Here is a 14012-nt window from a genome sequence, read left to right on the forward strand (position 1 = left end):
GAAACGCAAATCTCTTAAGCGCGGTCGCGTGGCCGCACCCAGAGTAAGACGGGTTGGTGAACCGCGGGGCACCGTGAGGTGAACGGATGCGGGCGGCCAGCTTCACGGGACGTGGCCGGGCGCGGCGGGCGGCGATGGCTCGCGGCTCGGCCGGCCCGGGGCCGGCGGAGGGCTGTGAGGGCCCTCTTCCGTCGGTGCAGTTGACGACATATCGTTGACTATCGTTCGATCGAGGAGGTCACCATGGACGGTTCGTTCTCTTCCGGGGGATTCGGCGGACGCGGCTTCGGCGGCGGTGGATTCGGAGGCAATCCGGGCGCCGCCATCTGGGACGCGATGGAGCAGCTGAAGAACTCGTTCGAGCAGCGCGTCGGGCCCTCGCGCATGGCGCGCGGCGACGTCCGCGCGGCCGTGCTCGCGCTGCTCGCGGAGGAGCCGATGCACGGCTACCAGATCATCCACGAGATCGAGGACCGCAGCGGCGGGGCTTGGAAGCCGAGCGCGGGATCGGTCTACCCGACCCTGCAGCTGCTCGCCGACGAGGGCCTGATCAGCGCCGAGGAGCAGAACGGTCGCAAGACCTACACGCTCACCGAGGCCGGGCGCGAGGCCGTGGCGGAGAGCGCCGGCAAGCCCGCGCCGTGGGAGGCGTTCGGGTCGCGGCCGGGCGGACACATCGCCGCACTGCCGAAGGCGGGGATGGAGTTGGCGGCCGCGGCCGCGCAGGTCGCCCGCACCGGCACTCCGGAGCAGGTCACCGAAGCCGTCGCCGTGATCGACGAGGCCCGCCGTAGGCTGTACTCGATCCTCGCCAAGAGCTGAGGGTTCGAGCTCCGGCTCGGACCCTGAGCCTGTCGAAGGGTCCGGATGCGGTTTCGGACCCTGAGCTTGCCGAAGGGGCGGGTGCGGGTGTGTGGACCCTGAGCTTGTCGAAGGGCCCGGCGACGCTTCGACAGGCTCAGCGTCCGGCAGTGGCCGGGCGGGGACGCTTCGACAGGCTCAGCGTCCGGGTGTGGCGGGGACGCTTCGAGAGGCTCAGCGTCCGCAGGCGGGGCAGGACGGGGGAGGGTGGATGAACCATCGGGCGCGGTACCGGCGCATCCTGTCGTTCGCGGCGCGTGCGCTGGTGCAGATCTGGTGGTTCGAGCTCGTGCTCCCGCGCGTCGGCTTCGTGCGTCTCGCCGAGGGCACGCGGGATGCCCGGATGCTGCGCCTGGCCCGCCGGTTCCGCGACCTCGCCGTCGAGCTCGGCGGACTGATGATCAAGGTCGGGCAGTTCCTCTCTTCGCGGCTGGACGTGCTGCCGCCCGAGATCACTGCCGAACTCGCCGGTCTCCAGGACGAGGTGCCGCCCGTGCCCTTCCCGGAGATCCGGGCGCTCGCCGAAGCCGAGCTCGGCGTGCCGCTGGAGCGCGCCTTCGCGTCGTTCGAGCCGGTGCCGGTCGCCGCGGCATCCCTCGGGCAGGCGCACCGCGCGACGCTCTCGGCATCCGACGCCGCCGACACCGGGCTCGACCGCGTCGTCGTCAAGGTGCAGCGACCGGGCATCGACGGCATCGTGGCGGTCGACCTCGCCGCGCTGCGGCGGGTGGCCGGCTGGCTCCGCCGCATCCGCATCGTCGCCGACCGCGTCGACGCCCCCGCCCTCGTCGAGGAGTTCGCGCAGACCTGCCACGAGGAGATCGACTACCTGCACGAGGCCGCGAACGCCGAGCGCTTCGCGGAGTGCTTCGCGGGCGACCCCCGCGTGGGCGCGCCACAGGTCGTGTGGGAGCGCACCACGCGCCGCGTGCTCACGCTCGAGGACGTCACCGCGATCAAGATCAACGACCATCGCGGCCTCCGCGATGCCGGGATCGACCCCGCCGAGGTCGCGCAGGTGTTCGCCGAGGTGATGCTCGACCAGGTGTTCACCCACTCGTTCGTGCACGCGGATCCGCATCCGGGGAACATCTTCGTGACGCCGGATGCCGGGAGGGGCTGGCGGCTGACGTTCGTGGACTTCGGGATGATGGCGGAGGTGCCGGACGGCATCCGTGCGGGCCTGCGCACCCTGGTCATCGCGGTGGCCTCGCGCGACAGCCGCGGTCTCGTCGCCGCGGCCCGGCAGATCGGGGTGCTCTTGCCCGCCGCGAACACCGTCGAACTCGAGCGGGCCCTCACCGTGCTGTTCGCGCGCTTCGGCGGGATGGGGTTCAACCAGCTGCGCGACGTGGACCCGCGCGAGTTCCGCGACTTCGCCGTCGAGTTCGGCGACACCGTCCGGGCTCTGCCCGTCCAGTTCCCCGAGAAGCTGCTGCTGCTCATGCGCGCCGTCTCGCTGACCTCCGGGATGTGCAGCTCGCTGGATCCGGACTTCAACATCTGGGAACCGGTCGAGCCGTACGCCGGGCGGCTGCTGCGCGACGAGAGCGGCGGATTCGCGCAGGACCTCGGCAGGCAGACCCTCACGAACGCCGGCATCCTGTGGCGGCTGCCGCAGCGCGTGGACTCGCTGATCAGCCGCTTCGACGCCGGTACGCTCACGTTCGACACCACCGCGCTCGAGCGCCGCCTCGACCGGCTGGTGCGCATCGGCCGGCGGGCGGTGTCGGCCGTCCTGTTCGCCGGGCTGTTCATCGGCGGCGCGCTGCTGCTGGCGCCCGCGGCTCCGCTCGGGGTCGTGTTGATGTGCGCGTCGGCGGTGCCGCTGCTGCACGCCGTGTTCGGCGCGCCGGGCGGACGCGCCTGAGCCCGCGACGGGCGGCTGCCCGTGGGCCGGCGCCGGGTGCCTGAGTCCGGCGCCGGGACTGGACGGATGCTGGGGAAGAATGGGCCCATGGAGAAGGTCATCCTCGACTGCGACCCCGGCCACGACGACGCGATCGCCATCATGCTGGCGGCCGGCAACCCGGCCATCGACCTGCTCGGCATCACGACCGTCGCCGGCAACCAGACGCTGGAGAAGGTGACCCGCAACGCCCTGTCGGTGTGCACGGTCTCCGGCATCCGTGTCCCCGTCGCGCGAGGATCCGCGGGACCGCTCGTCGGGACGCAGGTGATCGCCGAGGACATCCACGGTGACACGGGCCTCGACGGACCCGTGCTTCCTGAGCCCGCGTTCCACCTCGATCCTCGGCACGCCGTCGAGTTCATCATCGACACCGTTATGGCGCACGAGCCGGGCACGGTGAACCTCGTCCCCGTCGGGCCGCTCACCAACATCGCGCTGGCGCTGCGCACCGAGCCGCGCATCGCCGATCGGGTGAAGTCCGTCGTGCTCATGGGCGGCGCGCACACGCGCGGCAACGTCACCCCGCACGCCGAGTTCAACGTCTACGCCGATCCGGAGGCGGCCGAGGCGGTGTTCCGCGCCGACTGGGAGGTGACGATGGTCGGTCTCGACACCACGCATCAGGCGCTCGCCACGGCCGAGCTCCAGGAGCGGGTGCGTGCGATCGGCGGGCCGGTGGCCGGGTTCGCGCTGGACATCTGGGGCTTCGTCGGCGACGCCTACCGGCGGCAGTACGAGTTCGACTTCCCTCCCGTGCACGACGCGTGCTGCATCGCCGCGCTCATCGACCCGGCGGTTCTCACGACCGCGGCGGCGGACGTCCGGGTGGAGCTGCGGGGCGAGTGGACTCGCGGGACGACCGTGGTGAACTTCGCGGACGTCCCGGGCATGCATCACAGCGACGGCTCGGCGCAGCGGCAGACCGACTTCCGCACGCGCGTTGCCCTCGGGATCGACCAGGACCGGTTCGCCGACCTGGTGGTCGACGCGATCGGCCGGCTCACCGCGGAGCTCTGAGCGCTCCGGCGTTACTGTGGCCGCATGGCAGAGTCCGCTCCCACCTACACGGCCGCCGCGGTGCGCGCGGCCGAGGCTCCGCTCCTCGCCGCCGGGGTGCCGCTGATGCGCCGCGCGGCCGCCGCCCTTGCCGAGGTGATCGCGGAGGTGATCGCGGAAACGATCCCCGAGCAGGTCGCGGAGCATCCGCCGCAGCGGATGTTGGTGCTGACCGGCGCCGGCGACAACGGCGGCGACGCGCTGTTCGCGGCGGCGGCACTGGCCGAGCGGGGCGTGCGGGTCGACGTCCTGCGTACGGCGGACCGCTTGCACGAGGAGGCGCTCGCCGCGGCGACGGATGCCGGTGCCGCGCCGATCTCCCTTTCCGACCTCGAGCCGGCGGCGTACGACCTCGTCGTGGACGGCATCCTCGGCATCGGCGCGCGCGGTGGCCTGCGAGGTGCGGCGCGGGATGCCGTGGGCGTTCTGCTGCCGGCGAGGCCGCGCGTGATCGCCGTCGACCTGCCCAGTGGGCTCGACCCGGACACCGGTGCGTCGGATGGCGTCGTCCTGCCGGCCGAGACCACGGTGACCTTCGGTGCGGTGAAAACCGGTCTCACCCGCGGCGACGGTCCGCGGCTGTGTGGTCGGATCGTGCTGGTGGAGCTGGGTCTGATGCTCGGGGAGCCGGTCGGGCAGGCCGTGGTCGATGAGGTGCGCGTCGGGCATCCGTGACGGGTGGCGGTTGCGAGCCCCCGGACAGGATGCCGTTCTCGGAGAACCCAGACCACTCGTGCTCGAGGCGGCGTGTCGCGCGGGCGACGCGCCGGGCGGCAGGCAGTCCGTCTGGGTTTTCCGCGGGTGCAGCTCAGGTGGACGTAGGCGGTCGCGTGCCTCAGCGCGACGCGCCCTCCGAATCGGCGGGACGAGCTCAGGCAGCTGAGCCCTGCGCGGCGTCCGCCTCGGTCCGCGCCAGATACTCGCGGATGGTGTCGCGGCTGCGGGCCAGGCACGCGATCCGGTCTTCAAGCCCCTCCAGTTCCGCACCGAGCAGGGCCGCAACCGTTCGAGGGCCTACACATTCCTCACTCGGCTTGCCGCGCCCGCGGCGACGGCGCTCCCGGGTGGGATGAGCACGGTGCTGCTCGTCTTCGGAGCGGCATCAGCGGCGGGGCTCGTCGCCGCCGCCCGTGTCGGACAGGGCACGGTCAAGGGCCTCAGCGTCTCCCTCGCGGTGACGGCGTTCGCCGTGGCGGCTTCCTCCGTCGCGTCCTCTCCGATGGTCTCGGTCTTCGTCGTTCTGCTCTGGGGCTTGGGATCCGGAGCCTTTCCCCCGCTGGCCCAGACGCTCATCCTGCGTATCGCCGGCATCCGTCATCGCGACTTCGCAGGCGCACTGATCCCGGTGCTGTTCAACGGCGGCATCGCCATCGGTGCGGGTGCGGCAGCAGCCCTCGTCGGGGCCGGCGGTCCGATGATGCTGCCGCTGCCAGCGGCGTTCGTCATCCTGGCCGCCACGGTCGCCCTCGCGATCGCCGAGGCGGTGCGTCCGCGGGCAGAGGGTCCGGCTCTCCAGCCATGCTCGGCGTGACCGCGGGAAGAAGGTCTTGACACGGCATCCGCGGCGTCCTAACGTACAACCAAATGGTTGTACGAAGTGAACTCAGTGAAGCGGAGATCGACCGTGTGTTCCACGCACTGGCGACGGCGACCCGGCGCGACATCCTGCGCCGGACGATCGAGCGGGAGCAGTCCGTCTCGGAGCTGGCGCGCGACTACGACATGTCCTTCGCCGCGGTCCAGAAGCATGTGGCCGTGCTCGAGGAGGCGCGGCTCATCGTCAAGCGCGCCGAGGGACGCGAGCGGCTCGTCCGCGCGAACCCCGACATGATCGCGCGCGCCCGGGCCCTGCTCGCCCGGTACGAGGAACTCTGGCGGGCGCGCATCGCCCGCCTCGACGACCTGCTGGCGGAGCCGCCGGCATCCGAGGAACGAAACGCCGAACGCACCCAAGAAGGAGACTGACAATGCCTGTCACCGACGTCACCACCGACACCGAGAACCTGACGATGACCGTCACGGCCGACCTGGCCGCCCCGGTCGAGCGGGTCTGGGCCGCGTACAGCGACCCGCGGCAGCTCGAACGGTTCTGGGGCCCTCCCGGGTGGCCTGCCGCCTTCACCGCCTGGGACCACACCGTCGGCGGCCGCGCGACGTACACGATGACCGGCCCGCGCGGCGAGCGGTCCTCCGGGTACTGGGAGTTCCTCGCGATCGAGGAGCCGCACCGCTTCGAAGTGCTCGACGGGTTCACGGACGAGAACGGGAACCCCACCACCGAGTTCCCCACCATGCGGATGGTGTTCACGTTCGAGCCGGCCGCGGAAGGAACCCGGATGGTGACGAAGACCCACTTCGAATCGATCGACGCGCTCGAGCAGGTTGTCGCGATGGGCGCCGTCGAGGGCACCAGGATGGCGATGAGCCAGCTGGACGCGGTGCTGCAGGACCTCCGCGAGTACGCCCAGGGCAAGGGCACACGGGTCGAGCTGCTCGACGACACGCACGTGAGGATCACCCGGCTCGTGGACGGACCGCGCGACATGGTGTGGCGTGCGCACACCGATCCCGACCTCATTCGCCGCTGGATGCTCGGCCCCGACGGCTGGGAGATGACGGAGTGCGAGGTCGGCCTGGCCGCGGGCGACCGCTACCGCACCTCCTGGGCGCCGGTCGGCGACACCGAAGGCGAACCGTTCGGGTTCGAGGGCGAGATGCTGCTCGTCGATGCGCCGCGCCGCGCCGTCCAGCTCGAGCGGATGCAGGGCACCGACGGCCCCGACGTGCTCAACGACATCAACTTCTACGAAGAGGACGGCGCGACACTCATCACCGTGCTCATGGAGTTCCCGGACGCGGAGACCCGCGACGCCATCCTCGCCACCGGAATGGCCGACGGCATGGAAGCCTCGTACAGCCGCCTCGAGTCGGCGGTACTCACGGTCTGATCGGGCGGGGCCGGCCGATCCGTCGCGGGTCGGCCGGCCCCGCGTCGTCCCGTCAGTCCTCGCTGGAGTGCAGGCCGCGGCGGGTGGACAGCAGCGTGACCTCCGGATGCTGCTCGACGAGCATCCGTTCGGCCTGATCCAGCACGTCGCGGACGTGCGAGGCGTGCGCGGCGACGACCGAGACGCCGATCTGCGTGCGGCGGTGCAGATCCGCCGAACCCACCTCGGCGGCGGACGCCTCGGTGCGGCGGCTGAGGTCGGCGATCAGCGGCCGGATCACGCTGCGCTTCTCCTTGAGCGAGTGCACGTCGCCCAGCAGGATGTCGAACTCGATCCACCCGATCCACATGACGAGAGTCTGGCAGGCGGATTAGCGGCGCTGGGGTCGTCCCAAGCGAGGCTTCGACAACTCTGAGCCGTCGATGGCGGAGAGGTCGCCGGTTTCCACCGCGGTCGGATCATAGGTCCGACGCCAGCACTGCCCGTTGGCATCCGCGAACTCGAACTTCTCGACCAGCCAATCCAGCGTGTTCATGATCGGCTGCGGACGCTCGTCGTCGCGGAGGACAACCGGGAAGCGCCATGGATAGGCGGCACCGGCCTCCGCCCTCTCGATGAAGTACCGACCGGGCGGGACCGTGAGGTATCGCCCGGCCGTCGGCAGCTCGCCGTTCGCGCGGCGTTCCGGATCGACTTTCGAGCGCGTCCAGATGAGGAGGTTGGTGACGCTGGACTGTCCGGCGTTGATCACCACGATGCCCCAGCGCCTCGGCGCATCCGGCGTGGCGAACTCCGCGACGTAGGCCTGCACGAGGGTTGCCTGCTCCCGGCGCTCTCGTTCCCGAGCCCGTTCGTCACGTCGGTGCTCGATGACGACGAGCCATCCGGACACGATGAGGCTCAGCAGCGCCAAGAGCAGCGCGAGCACGGAGATGATGTCGCCGAACGCCATGGTCCCCCCGGATAACGGCCGTCACCAGCGTATGACGATGACGAAGCGGCGAGAGGCCGGAACACGCCAGCTCCGACGCGCCGGATGCCGCGGGTCTCGACCTCCGGTGTTGGCGTCAGATGAGGCGGCGGAGGGCCTCTTCGAGGGACACGCCCTGCGCGTCGGCGCGGTCGCGCAGGCGGGCGTGCTCCTCGGGGGAGAGGGCGACGCGCAGCTCGATCGGGGTGGATGCCGCGGCCTCGGCGTCCAAGGCGTCGAGGAGATCGGCGGGCTCGGCCCACAGGGGAGGGGCGGAGGAGGAGCGGGGGGACGCTTCGACAGGCTCAGCGTCCGCGGCGGGCTCAACGTCCGTGACGGGGCGGCGGAGCGTGCGGGCGGGCGAGGCGCGGACGCTTCGACAGGCTCAGCGTCCGCGGCGGGCTGAGCGGCCGTGACGGGGGCAGCGTTCGTGGCGGTCGCGGCGGCCTGGACGGCGACGGCGCCGGCGAGTGCGGCACCGGCATCCGTCGCGGTCGAGAAACCGGGTCCGCGCCGCGGCTCGTCGCCGAGCTGGTAGGCCTTCGCGGCGGCGTTCGCGCGAGCATCCGCCGCCTCGTTCGCCGGATGCCCGGCGTGCCCCTTCACCCACGAGAACCGGACCTCGCGGCCGCGCATCGCCTCGTCGATGCCCTCCAGAAGCTCGCGGTTCAGCACCGGGCCGCCGTCGGACTTCCGCCAGCCGCGGCGCTTCCACCCCGGCATCCACTTCGTCACCGAATCGATGACGTACCGGCTGTCGCACTCGATCAGCAGCGGCTCCTCGGTGCCGGCCGTCGCGCGCAGCAGCTCCAGCACCGCCTGCAGCTCCCCCTGGTTGTTCGTGCCGTGCGGCGACCCGCCGGCCGCCCAGCGGTTCTCGTCGATGTACCAGGCCCAGCCCATCGGGCCGGGGTTGCCGAGCGCGGACCCGTCGGCGGCGGCGATGATCGTCATCCCTCCACCGTACGATGCGCGGCCCCCACCGCCCGCGCGGTAGCGTCGTGGGGTGTCCGCCTTCGTCCTCAAGCTCGCGATCGTGCTCGTCGTCCTGGCGCTCATCGCGCTGCTGGTGTGGAACGGCCGCACGCATCCGAACCGCGCGAAGGACTTCCCCGACCGCATCCGGATGCCCAGGCTCGTCGCCGTCATCGGCTGGCTGCTGGTGGCTGTCGGCATCCTGATGGGCCTTGCGGCCTTCACCGCCGGCGACGCCTCGGAGGCCGTGGACGACCGCGGCCTGCTGCCGATGCGGATCGCCGCCGTCGCGATCCTCGCGGGCGGCGTCCTGCTCGTGCTGCTGTACCGGAACTGGTACGTCGCGCCGGACGCGGATGCCGTGCGCTTCCGCACCCTCCTCGGTCGTGAGAAGCGGATCGCCTACGCCGACATCGTCGAGTATCGGATGCGGACCATGGGCGGTCGGCCGAACCTGCGTATCCGATCCGTCGACGGCACGCGGCTCACCCTCAACCCCGCGATGTTCGACATGTCGCCGCTGTTCGCGGCCATGGAGTTCCGGGAGCGGACGGGGCGCTGGCCGGTGCCGGGCGAACCGCGCTGAGCGCGGCTCCCGTTCAGCGCTCCGGCTCGTCGTCGCCGTCGCCGTCGGCGTCGCCGCGGCCGACGTCGCCGTGGCCGGGGCCGCTGTCCGAGGCATCCGCGGCCTCCGGCGCCGGCGGGGCGACCGGGATCACCACGCTCGAGTACTGCGCACCCAACCCGAGGTCGTCCGGGGCGAGGCGGGGTGCCTCGTCCAGCCGCTCGGGGGATCCGTCACGTCGTACGGCTCGGAGGGCAGGCCGGCCCAGTCCTGGCGCTGCTGCTCGGGACGTTCGGAGAAGACACCCATCGGTCCATTCTGCTCCCCGCCGGAGGCCGCGGCTCGCGGAGGCTGTCGCCGCCGCGCTCAGAACTCGGCGATGACCAGCTTCTTCATCTCGAGCAGCCGCTCCCAGGCGCCGGGGCGCGACATCAGCTCGCCCATGTTCTCCGGCACGATCTGCCAGCTCACGCCGTACCGGTCCGCGAGCCATCCGCACTGCTCGGCCTCGGGGACGGCCGACAGCGCCTCCCACAGCCGGTCGATCTCGGCCTGGTCGCGGCAGCGCACCTCGAGGGACACCCCCGGAGTGAACCCGAAGTCGTGCGCGATGTCGGAATCCATCATCGAGAACCACTGATCGCCGATCCGGAACTCCCCGAACAGCACCTCTCCCGCCTCGCCCTCCGGACGCGGCACGACCGTGCCCAGCGCGGCGTCGTCGAAGAGCGAGATGTAGAACTCCGCCGCCTCCCGCGCGCGTCCCTGCACCGCGCCGGTGTACATCAGCTGAGGGATGACGAACGGCCGGGGGTCGCCGGCCGGATCGGTCAGCATCAGCTGCCAGCTCACGCCGTACCGGTCCTGCACCCAGCCGTAGCGGGCACTGAACGGGTAGGCGTCCAGCGCCATCAGCACCTCGCCGCCGTCGGAGAGCGCCGCCCACGTGTCGTCGAGTGCGCGGCGCGCGCCCTCCTCGCCGTCGAACAGCAGCGGGTCGAAGTTGAGGATGAACGAGATCGACGGGTTCGGCGTGAACTCTCGTCCCGCGTTGATCAGCGTGATCCGGTATCCGTCCACCACGACGTCCACCGTGAGCGCCTTCCCGGCGAAATCCTCCTGCCAGCGGGGCACGTCGTCCGGGTAGCGCGAGACGACGTCGGATGCCGTTCGCGGCAGGGCATCCGCGTAGAACGCGCCGCCCTCCTCGGCGTACCCCTGGAACCACACATTCGGCACGATCTTCTGCGCCATGCTGCTCTCCTTCGCTCTCTCCGGTCTTCGTTCCTTCGCTCTCTCCGGTCCTCACTCCTGGCGGACCGCGTGCCATCCGGGGCCACCACCGCGAGGCCGACCGCTTCATACGGGCGCGGGCGTCGGGCCTTACGCGGGTGTGGGCCGCCCGGCCTCGCGCACCGCCTCGACGAGCTCGCGCCACGCGCCGTCCAGCCGCGAGTCCGGGATCTCGGTCTCCCGGCGCTCATCCGGCAGCCGCACCCAGATCCGCCACACGTAGCGGTCCGCCCCGACGGGATCATCGCCCGGCGCCTCGTCCCACGGGCAGCGCCTGACGAGCTCGACCCACCGGTCGGCCTCGGGCGGTTCCGGCCGCACGAGCCAGCGCCGGCGCATCCCCGCGATCCCGCCGCTGCGCACGACGACGATCAGGACCGCCGATTCGGCGTCCCCGTGGTCCGAGCCGTCCGGCTCAGCGGCGTTCTCGTACTCGAGCATCCTCGATCACCCCGACGGCGATCCACGCGTCGCGCACCGCCGCCTCCACGTTATCCCCGAGGTCCCGGGCTGCCGCAAGGGTCGTCTCGGCGAATTCGGTGAAGGTCGCCCGCTTCGGCAGGTCGCTCACCAGCGCCCGGTACCAGACCGCGCCGGCGTCGCCCCAGGCGTTGCCGCCCAGCGTCCGTGCGGTCAGTGCGAAGGCGCGGTTCGGGATGCCGGAGTTGATGTGCACCCCGCCGTTGTCCTCCTGCGTCTCGACGTAGTCGCGCATGTGCGCCGGCTGCGGGTCCTTGCCGAGCTCGTCGTCGTCGTACGCCGTGCCCGGCTCGATCATCGACCGGAGCGCCCGGCCCTGCACGGCATCCGTGAAGATGCCCTCGCCGATGAGCCAGCTGGCCTCGTCGGCGGTCTGCTCGAGCAGATACTGCTCGGTCAGCGCGCCGAAGACGTCGGCGATCGACTCGTTCAGCGCCCCCGCCTGCCCCTGGTACTCCAGTCCCGACGCGCTCTGGATCACGCCGTGGCCGAGTTCGTGGCCGATCACCGACACTGAGCGGGTGAACCCGCGGAACACCTCGCCGTCGCCGTCGCCGAACACCATCCGGGTGCCGTCCCAGAAGGCGTTGTCGTAGTCCTCGCCGTAGTGCACGGTGGCGTGCAGAGGCGCGCCGGCGCCGTCCAGCGAGTCGCGCTCGAACGCATCCAGCAGCAGCCGGAACGTGGCGCCGAGTCCGTCGTACGCCTCGTTCACCGAGGCATCCGCCACGGGCGGCTCGTCTTCGGAGCGGACGATGACGCCGGGCAGGCGCTCCGTGTTCTGCGCGTCGAAGATCGTCCGGTTCGGGGCGGAGGTCAGCTCCGCGACGAGCGCGCCGCTCTCGTCGATGGACAGCTCGAGCGCGGAGCGGAAGGTCGGCCGCCCGGCGATGAGCGTCTGCCGCGCGGCCTGCGCGGCGCGGGGGAAGCGGTCCGATTCGGCCAGTCGTGCCAGCAGGTAGGCGGGCACGATGCCCTGTCGTTCGATCTCGTGGTGTCCGGTCATGCATCTCCTCCGTCGCTTCTGCGGCAGACGATACGCCGGGGTGCCGACAATGTCACGGATGCCCGGGCGGCGAGGCTCTGGACGGGCGTTCCGTCCCGCTCCGGCTGCGGCGGTGCGGTTCCTGAGCCATGGCCGGGGGTGCTGGGAGATGCCGGATTCTCCCGGCGATCGGCGTCGTCGGCGTCGCCGGGAGAAGAACGCACCGCGCAGTGGTGCGGGGGATGCGGGATCCTCCCGGCGGGTTGTGCGGTGGGAGGAGGATCAGGAGGCGCGGGGGAAGAGGTGGCGGAAGGCCTCGGCCCACACCCGGCGCTCGCTGGGGAGGTGGAAGTCCGGGTCGACGCTGACGCTCGGGAACAGCGGCATGACGGGGGCCGCCGCGCCGTCGGTGGTGGCATCGTGCTGATCGGCCATGTCGACTCCTCCCGTCGCCGGGCCCGTGCCCGGATCTGAGTTTCGGAATGCGGAACAGTCATTCCGTACAATGACAACGGTAGGGTGCGGCGGGTGCCCCGTCAAGACCCCTTAACCCGATTGGGGCGGATTCTCGTGTTCGGGGCGGGGGAGAACCGCCCCGAACACGAGAATCCGCCCCAAACCCGGAGAGGCCGGGTCGGCGGGAGGCCGGGTCGCCGGGTCCCCGGCGACCCGGGTGGTCGGGAGGGTGGAGGGTTGGCGGGGTTGCGGGGTCAGCGGCCGGAGGCCACGGGGGCCCAGGCATCCGTGCCGACCTGGGTCGGCGTGCTGTTCTCGTCGAAGCGCTCGATGCGGAACGAGGCCAGCACCGGCGAGGGCTGACCGGTCAGCACCTCCTCGGCCATCAGCTCGCCGAGGATGAGGCCCAGGGTCGCGCCCGAGTGCGTGAACAGCGTGTACAGGCCGTCGATGCCCGGGACCGCGCCCGCGACCGGCTCGCCGTCGCCCGGGATCGGCTTCCACCCGGCCCCGACGCGGCTCGCGGTGAGCACCGGGTTGCCGGCGAGCACCTTGGAGGCCTCCTCGAGCAGGCCCTGCACCGAGGCATCCGGCACCGTGATCGAGCCGTCCTCACCGACGACGATCGACTCCTCCGCCCAGCCGGCGTCCAGCACCAGGCGACGGTCCGGCGTCGGACGCACGGCCACGCGCGGCGTGTTCAGCACCGTCTTCACCTCGACGTCCACCGGCTCGGTGAACAGCACGAAGGCGGCGGGCGAGGCATCCGGCACCGTGACGCCGAGCTCGGCGAGCTGCGCGGGCACGGCCGGGCCGGTCGCCAGCACGACGCGGTCGGCGTCCAGGCGCGAGCCGTCGGCGAGGATCACGCCGGTCACGACGCCGTCGCGCACGTCGACGCGCGCCTCACCGGCGTTCTCGACGACGGTCGCGCCGTTGCCGCGTGCCTCGGCGACGAGCGCCGCAATGAGGTCGGGCAGGTTGACCCAGCCCTCGCCCGGGTTGAAGATCGCGCCCTCCTCGGCGACGGCATCCGGGTTCACATCCGGTGCGAGCGCCGCGACCTGCGACCGGTCGATCCACACCGCGTCGTACCCGCTGGCGCGCTCGAACGCGAAGGTCTCGCGGAAGCTCTCCTCGGGACCTGCCCACTTCATCGCGCCGTCGAAGCGGAGGTAGGCGCTGCTCTCCGGGTGGCGCGCGGCCCAGGTGCGGTAGCGGTCGAGGGCCAGCAGCCGCAGGTAGTGGTAGGCGGCGGAGCGGTCGCCGGACGAGTTCAGCCAGGCGATCGAGCGCCCGGATGCCCCGTCGGCGAGCGATCCGGCCGTGACGAGGGTCACCGTGGCGCCGGCGCGGGCGAGGTGCGCCGCGGTGGAGACGCCGAGGATGCCGCCGCCGATGACGACGATGTTCTCCGGTCGTGATGCAGACATGCGTATGTTCCTTACTCGTAGTCGATTCGTGTGGATGCCCGGCGACGCTTCGACGGGCTCAGCGTCCGGGTTCCGCTC

At 71.7% G+C, this 14012-nt stretch carries 17 protein-coding genes; 8 read left to right on the forward strand and 9 right to left on the reverse strand.

The genetic code is table 11. The features are described 5' to 3' along the window. The first annotated feature begins 243 nt into the window (after positions 1-243). From JRG78_RS00555 to JRG78_RS00585, 7 genes are all read left to right on the forward strand, one after another. The gene (locus tag JRG78_RS00555; protein WP_259607084.1) at positions 244-822 is read left to right on the forward strand and encodes a PadR family transcriptional regulator; all 579 of its coding nucleotides are present in this window, start codon (positions 244-246) and stop codon (positions 820-822) included. A 250-nt stretch (positions 823-1072) separates the two neighbouring features. Beyond that, a complete protein-coding gene (locus tag JRG78_RS00560) occupies positions 1073-2731 on the forward strand; it encodes an ABC1 kinase family protein (RefSeq protein ID WP_259607085.1) in 1659 nt (552 codons plus the stop codon). Between the two features lie 87 nt (positions 2732-2818). Further along, positions 2819-3790: a nucleoside hydrolase gene (locus tag JRG78_RS00565; RefSeq protein ID WP_259607086.1), complete on the forward strand. Its 972-nt coding sequence runs from the start codon at positions 2819-2821 to the stop codon at positions 3788-3790. Between the two features lie 24 nt (positions 3791-3814). Next, positions 3815-4504 (forward strand): NAD(P)H-hydrate epimerase, encoded by a 690-nt coding sequence (locus tag JRG78_RS00570; RefSeq protein ID WP_259607087.1) that lies wholly within the window; start codon positions 3815-3817, stop codon positions 4502-4504. Positions 4505-4907: 403 nt separating this feature from the next. After that, positions 4908-5360: a hypothetical protein gene (locus tag JRG78_RS00575; protein ID WP_272653493.1), complete on the forward strand. Its 453-nt coding sequence runs from the start codon at positions 4908-4910 to the stop codon at positions 5358-5360. 53 nt (positions 5361-5413) lie between these two features. After that, entirely contained in the window at positions 5414-5794 is a 381-nt protein-coding gene (locus JRG78_RS00580) for an ArsR/SmtB family transcription factor (RefSeq protein ID WP_259607089.1), read from the forward strand. 2 nt (positions 5795-5796) lie between these two features. Further along, positions 5797-6777 carry an SRPBCC family protein gene (locus tag JRG78_RS00585; protein ID WP_259607090.1) on the forward strand — a complete coding sequence of 327 codons (981 nt, stop codon included), beginning with the start codon at positions 5797-5799 and terminating at the stop codon, positions 6775-6777. Positions 6778-6829: 52 nt separating this feature from the next. Here the strand turns inward: JRG78_RS00585 and JRG78_RS00590 are convergent, their stop codons facing one another. From JRG78_RS00590 to JRG78_RS00600, 3 genes are read right to left on the reverse strand one after another with little or no spacing between them, the layout of a single operon-like run. Beyond that, positions 6830-7126, reverse strand: coding sequence for a DUF503 domain-containing protein (locus tag JRG78_RS00590; protein ID WP_259607091.1), 297 nt, complete (start codon positions 7124-7126; stop codon positions 6830-6832). A 21-nt stretch (positions 7127-7147) separates the two neighbouring features. Further along, on the reverse strand, positions 7148-7705 hold the full coding sequence (locus tag JRG78_RS00595) for a hypothetical protein (RefSeq protein WP_259607092.1): 558 nt from the start codon (positions 7703-7705) through the stop codon (positions 7148-7150). Positions 7706-7750: 45 nt separating this feature from the next. After that, positions 7751-8701, reverse strand: a complete 951-nt coding sequence (locus JRG78_RS00600; protein ID WP_272653494.1) for a ribonuclease H family protein — start codon at positions 8699-8701, stop codon at positions 7751-7753. 52 nt (positions 8702-8753) lie between these two features. Between JRG78_RS00600 and JRG78_RS00605 the strand changes: the two genes are divergently transcribed. Further along, positions 8754-9308: a hypothetical protein gene (locus JRG78_RS00605; protein WP_259607094.1), complete on the forward strand. Its 555-nt coding sequence runs from the start codon at positions 8754-8756 to the stop codon at positions 9306-9308. A 13-nt stretch (positions 9309-9321) separates the two neighbouring features. On the opposite strand, the gene JRG78_RS00610 is transcribed toward JRG78_RS00605, so the two are convergent. The 6 genes from JRG78_RS00610 to JRG78_RS00635 all read right to left on the reverse strand — a co-directional run bounded on the left by JRG78_RS00610 (position 9322) and on the right by JRG78_RS00635 (position 13934). Next, positions 9322-9465 (reverse strand): hypothetical protein, encoded by a 144-nt coding sequence (locus JRG78_RS00610; RefSeq protein WP_272653495.1) that lies wholly within the window; start codon positions 9463-9465, stop codon positions 9322-9324. A 188-nt stretch (positions 9466-9653) separates the two neighbouring features. Then, a complete protein-coding gene (locus JRG78_RS00615; RefSeq protein WP_259607096.1) occupies positions 9654-10541 on the reverse strand; it encodes a VOC family protein in 888 nt (295 codons plus the stop codon). Between the two features lie 129 nt (positions 10542-10670). Next, positions 10671-11021, reverse strand: coding sequence for a protealysin inhibitor emfourin (locus tag JRG78_RS00620; protein WP_259607097.1), 351 nt, complete (start codon positions 11019-11021; stop codon positions 10671-10673). Further along, a complete protein-coding gene (locus tag JRG78_RS00625) occupies positions 10996-12066 on the reverse strand; it encodes a M4 family metallopeptidase (RefSeq protein WP_259607099.1) in 1071 nt (356 codons plus the stop codon). The genes JRG78_RS00620 and JRG78_RS00625 overlap by 26 nt, the downstream gene beginning before the upstream one ends. A 261-nt stretch (positions 12067-12327) precedes the next feature. After that, positions 12328-12480 (reverse strand): hypothetical protein, encoded by a 153-nt coding sequence (locus JRG78_RS00630; protein ID WP_259607100.1) that lies wholly within the window; start codon positions 12478-12480, stop codon positions 12328-12330. A 275-nt stretch (positions 12481-12755) separates the two neighbouring features. After that, positions 12756-13934: an NAD(P)/FAD-dependent oxidoreductase gene (locus JRG78_RS00635; protein WP_259607101.1), complete on the reverse strand. Its 1179-nt coding sequence runs from the start codon at positions 13932-13934 to the stop codon at positions 12756-12758. Positions 13935-14012: the final 78 nt, after the last annotated feature.

This window comes from Microbacterium sp. EF45047 (assembly GCF_028472845.1).
In the GTDB taxonomy this organism is placed as follows: domain Bacteria; phylum Actinomycetota; class Actinomycetes; order Actinomycetales; family Microbacteriaceae; genus Microbacterium; species Microbacterium neungamense.

What these genes read in the sequence shown, in the direction of transcription:
- JRG78_RS00555 (WP_259607084.1), top strand. Translation starts at nt 244, where the DNA reads ATGGACGGTTCGTTCTCTTCCGGGGGATTCGGCGGACGCGGCTTCGGC.
- JRG78_RS00560 (WP_259607085.1), top strand. Translation starts at nt 1,073, where the DNA reads ATGAACCATCGGGCGCGGTACCGGCGCATCCTGTCGTTCGCGGCGCGT.
- JRG78_RS00565 (WP_259607086.1), top strand. Translation starts at nt 2,819, where the DNA reads ATGGAGAAGGTCATCCTCGACTGCGACCCCGGCCACGACGACGCGATC.
- JRG78_RS00570 (WP_259607087.1), top strand. Translation starts at nt 3,815, where the DNA reads ATGGCAGAGTCCGCTCCCACCTACACGGCCGCCGCGGTGCGCGCGGCC.
- JRG78_RS00580 (WP_259607089.1), top strand. Translation starts at nt 5,414, where the DNA reads ATGGTTGTACGAAGTGAACTCAGTGAAGCGGAGATCGACCGTGTGTTC.
- JRG78_RS00585 (WP_259607090.1), top strand. Translation starts at nt 5,797, where the DNA reads ATGCCTGTCACCGACGTCACCACCGACACCGAGAACCTGACGATGACC.
- JRG78_RS00590 (WP_259607091.1), bottom strand. Translation starts at nt 7,126, where the DNA reads ATGTGGATCGGGTGGATCGAGTTCGACATCCTGCTGGGCGACGTGCAC.
- JRG78_RS00600 (WP_272653494.1), bottom strand. Translation starts at nt 8,701, where the DNA reads ATGACGATCATCGCCGCCGCCGACGGGTCCGCGCTCGGCAACCCCGGC.
- JRG78_RS00615 (WP_259607096.1), bottom strand. Translation starts at nt 10,541, where the DNA reads ATGGCGCAGAAGATCGTGCCGAATGTGTGGTTCCAGGGGTACGCCGAG.
- JRG78_RS00620 (WP_259607097.1), bottom strand. Translation starts at nt 11,021, where the DNA reads ATGCTCGAGTACGAGAACGCCGCTGAGCCGGACGGCTCGGACCACGGG.
- JRG78_RS00625 (WP_259607099.1), bottom strand. Translation starts at nt 12,066, where the DNA reads ATGACCGGACACCACGAGATCGAACGACAGGGCATCGTGCCCGCCTAC.
- JRG78_RS00630 (WP_259607100.1), bottom strand. Translation starts at nt 12,480, where the DNA reads ATGGCCGATCAGCACGATGCCACCACCGACGGCGCGGCGGCCCCCGTC.
- JRG78_RS00635 (WP_259607101.1), bottom strand. Translation starts at nt 13,934, where the DNA reads ATGTCTGCATCACGACCGGAGAACATCGTCGTCATCGGCGGCGGCATC.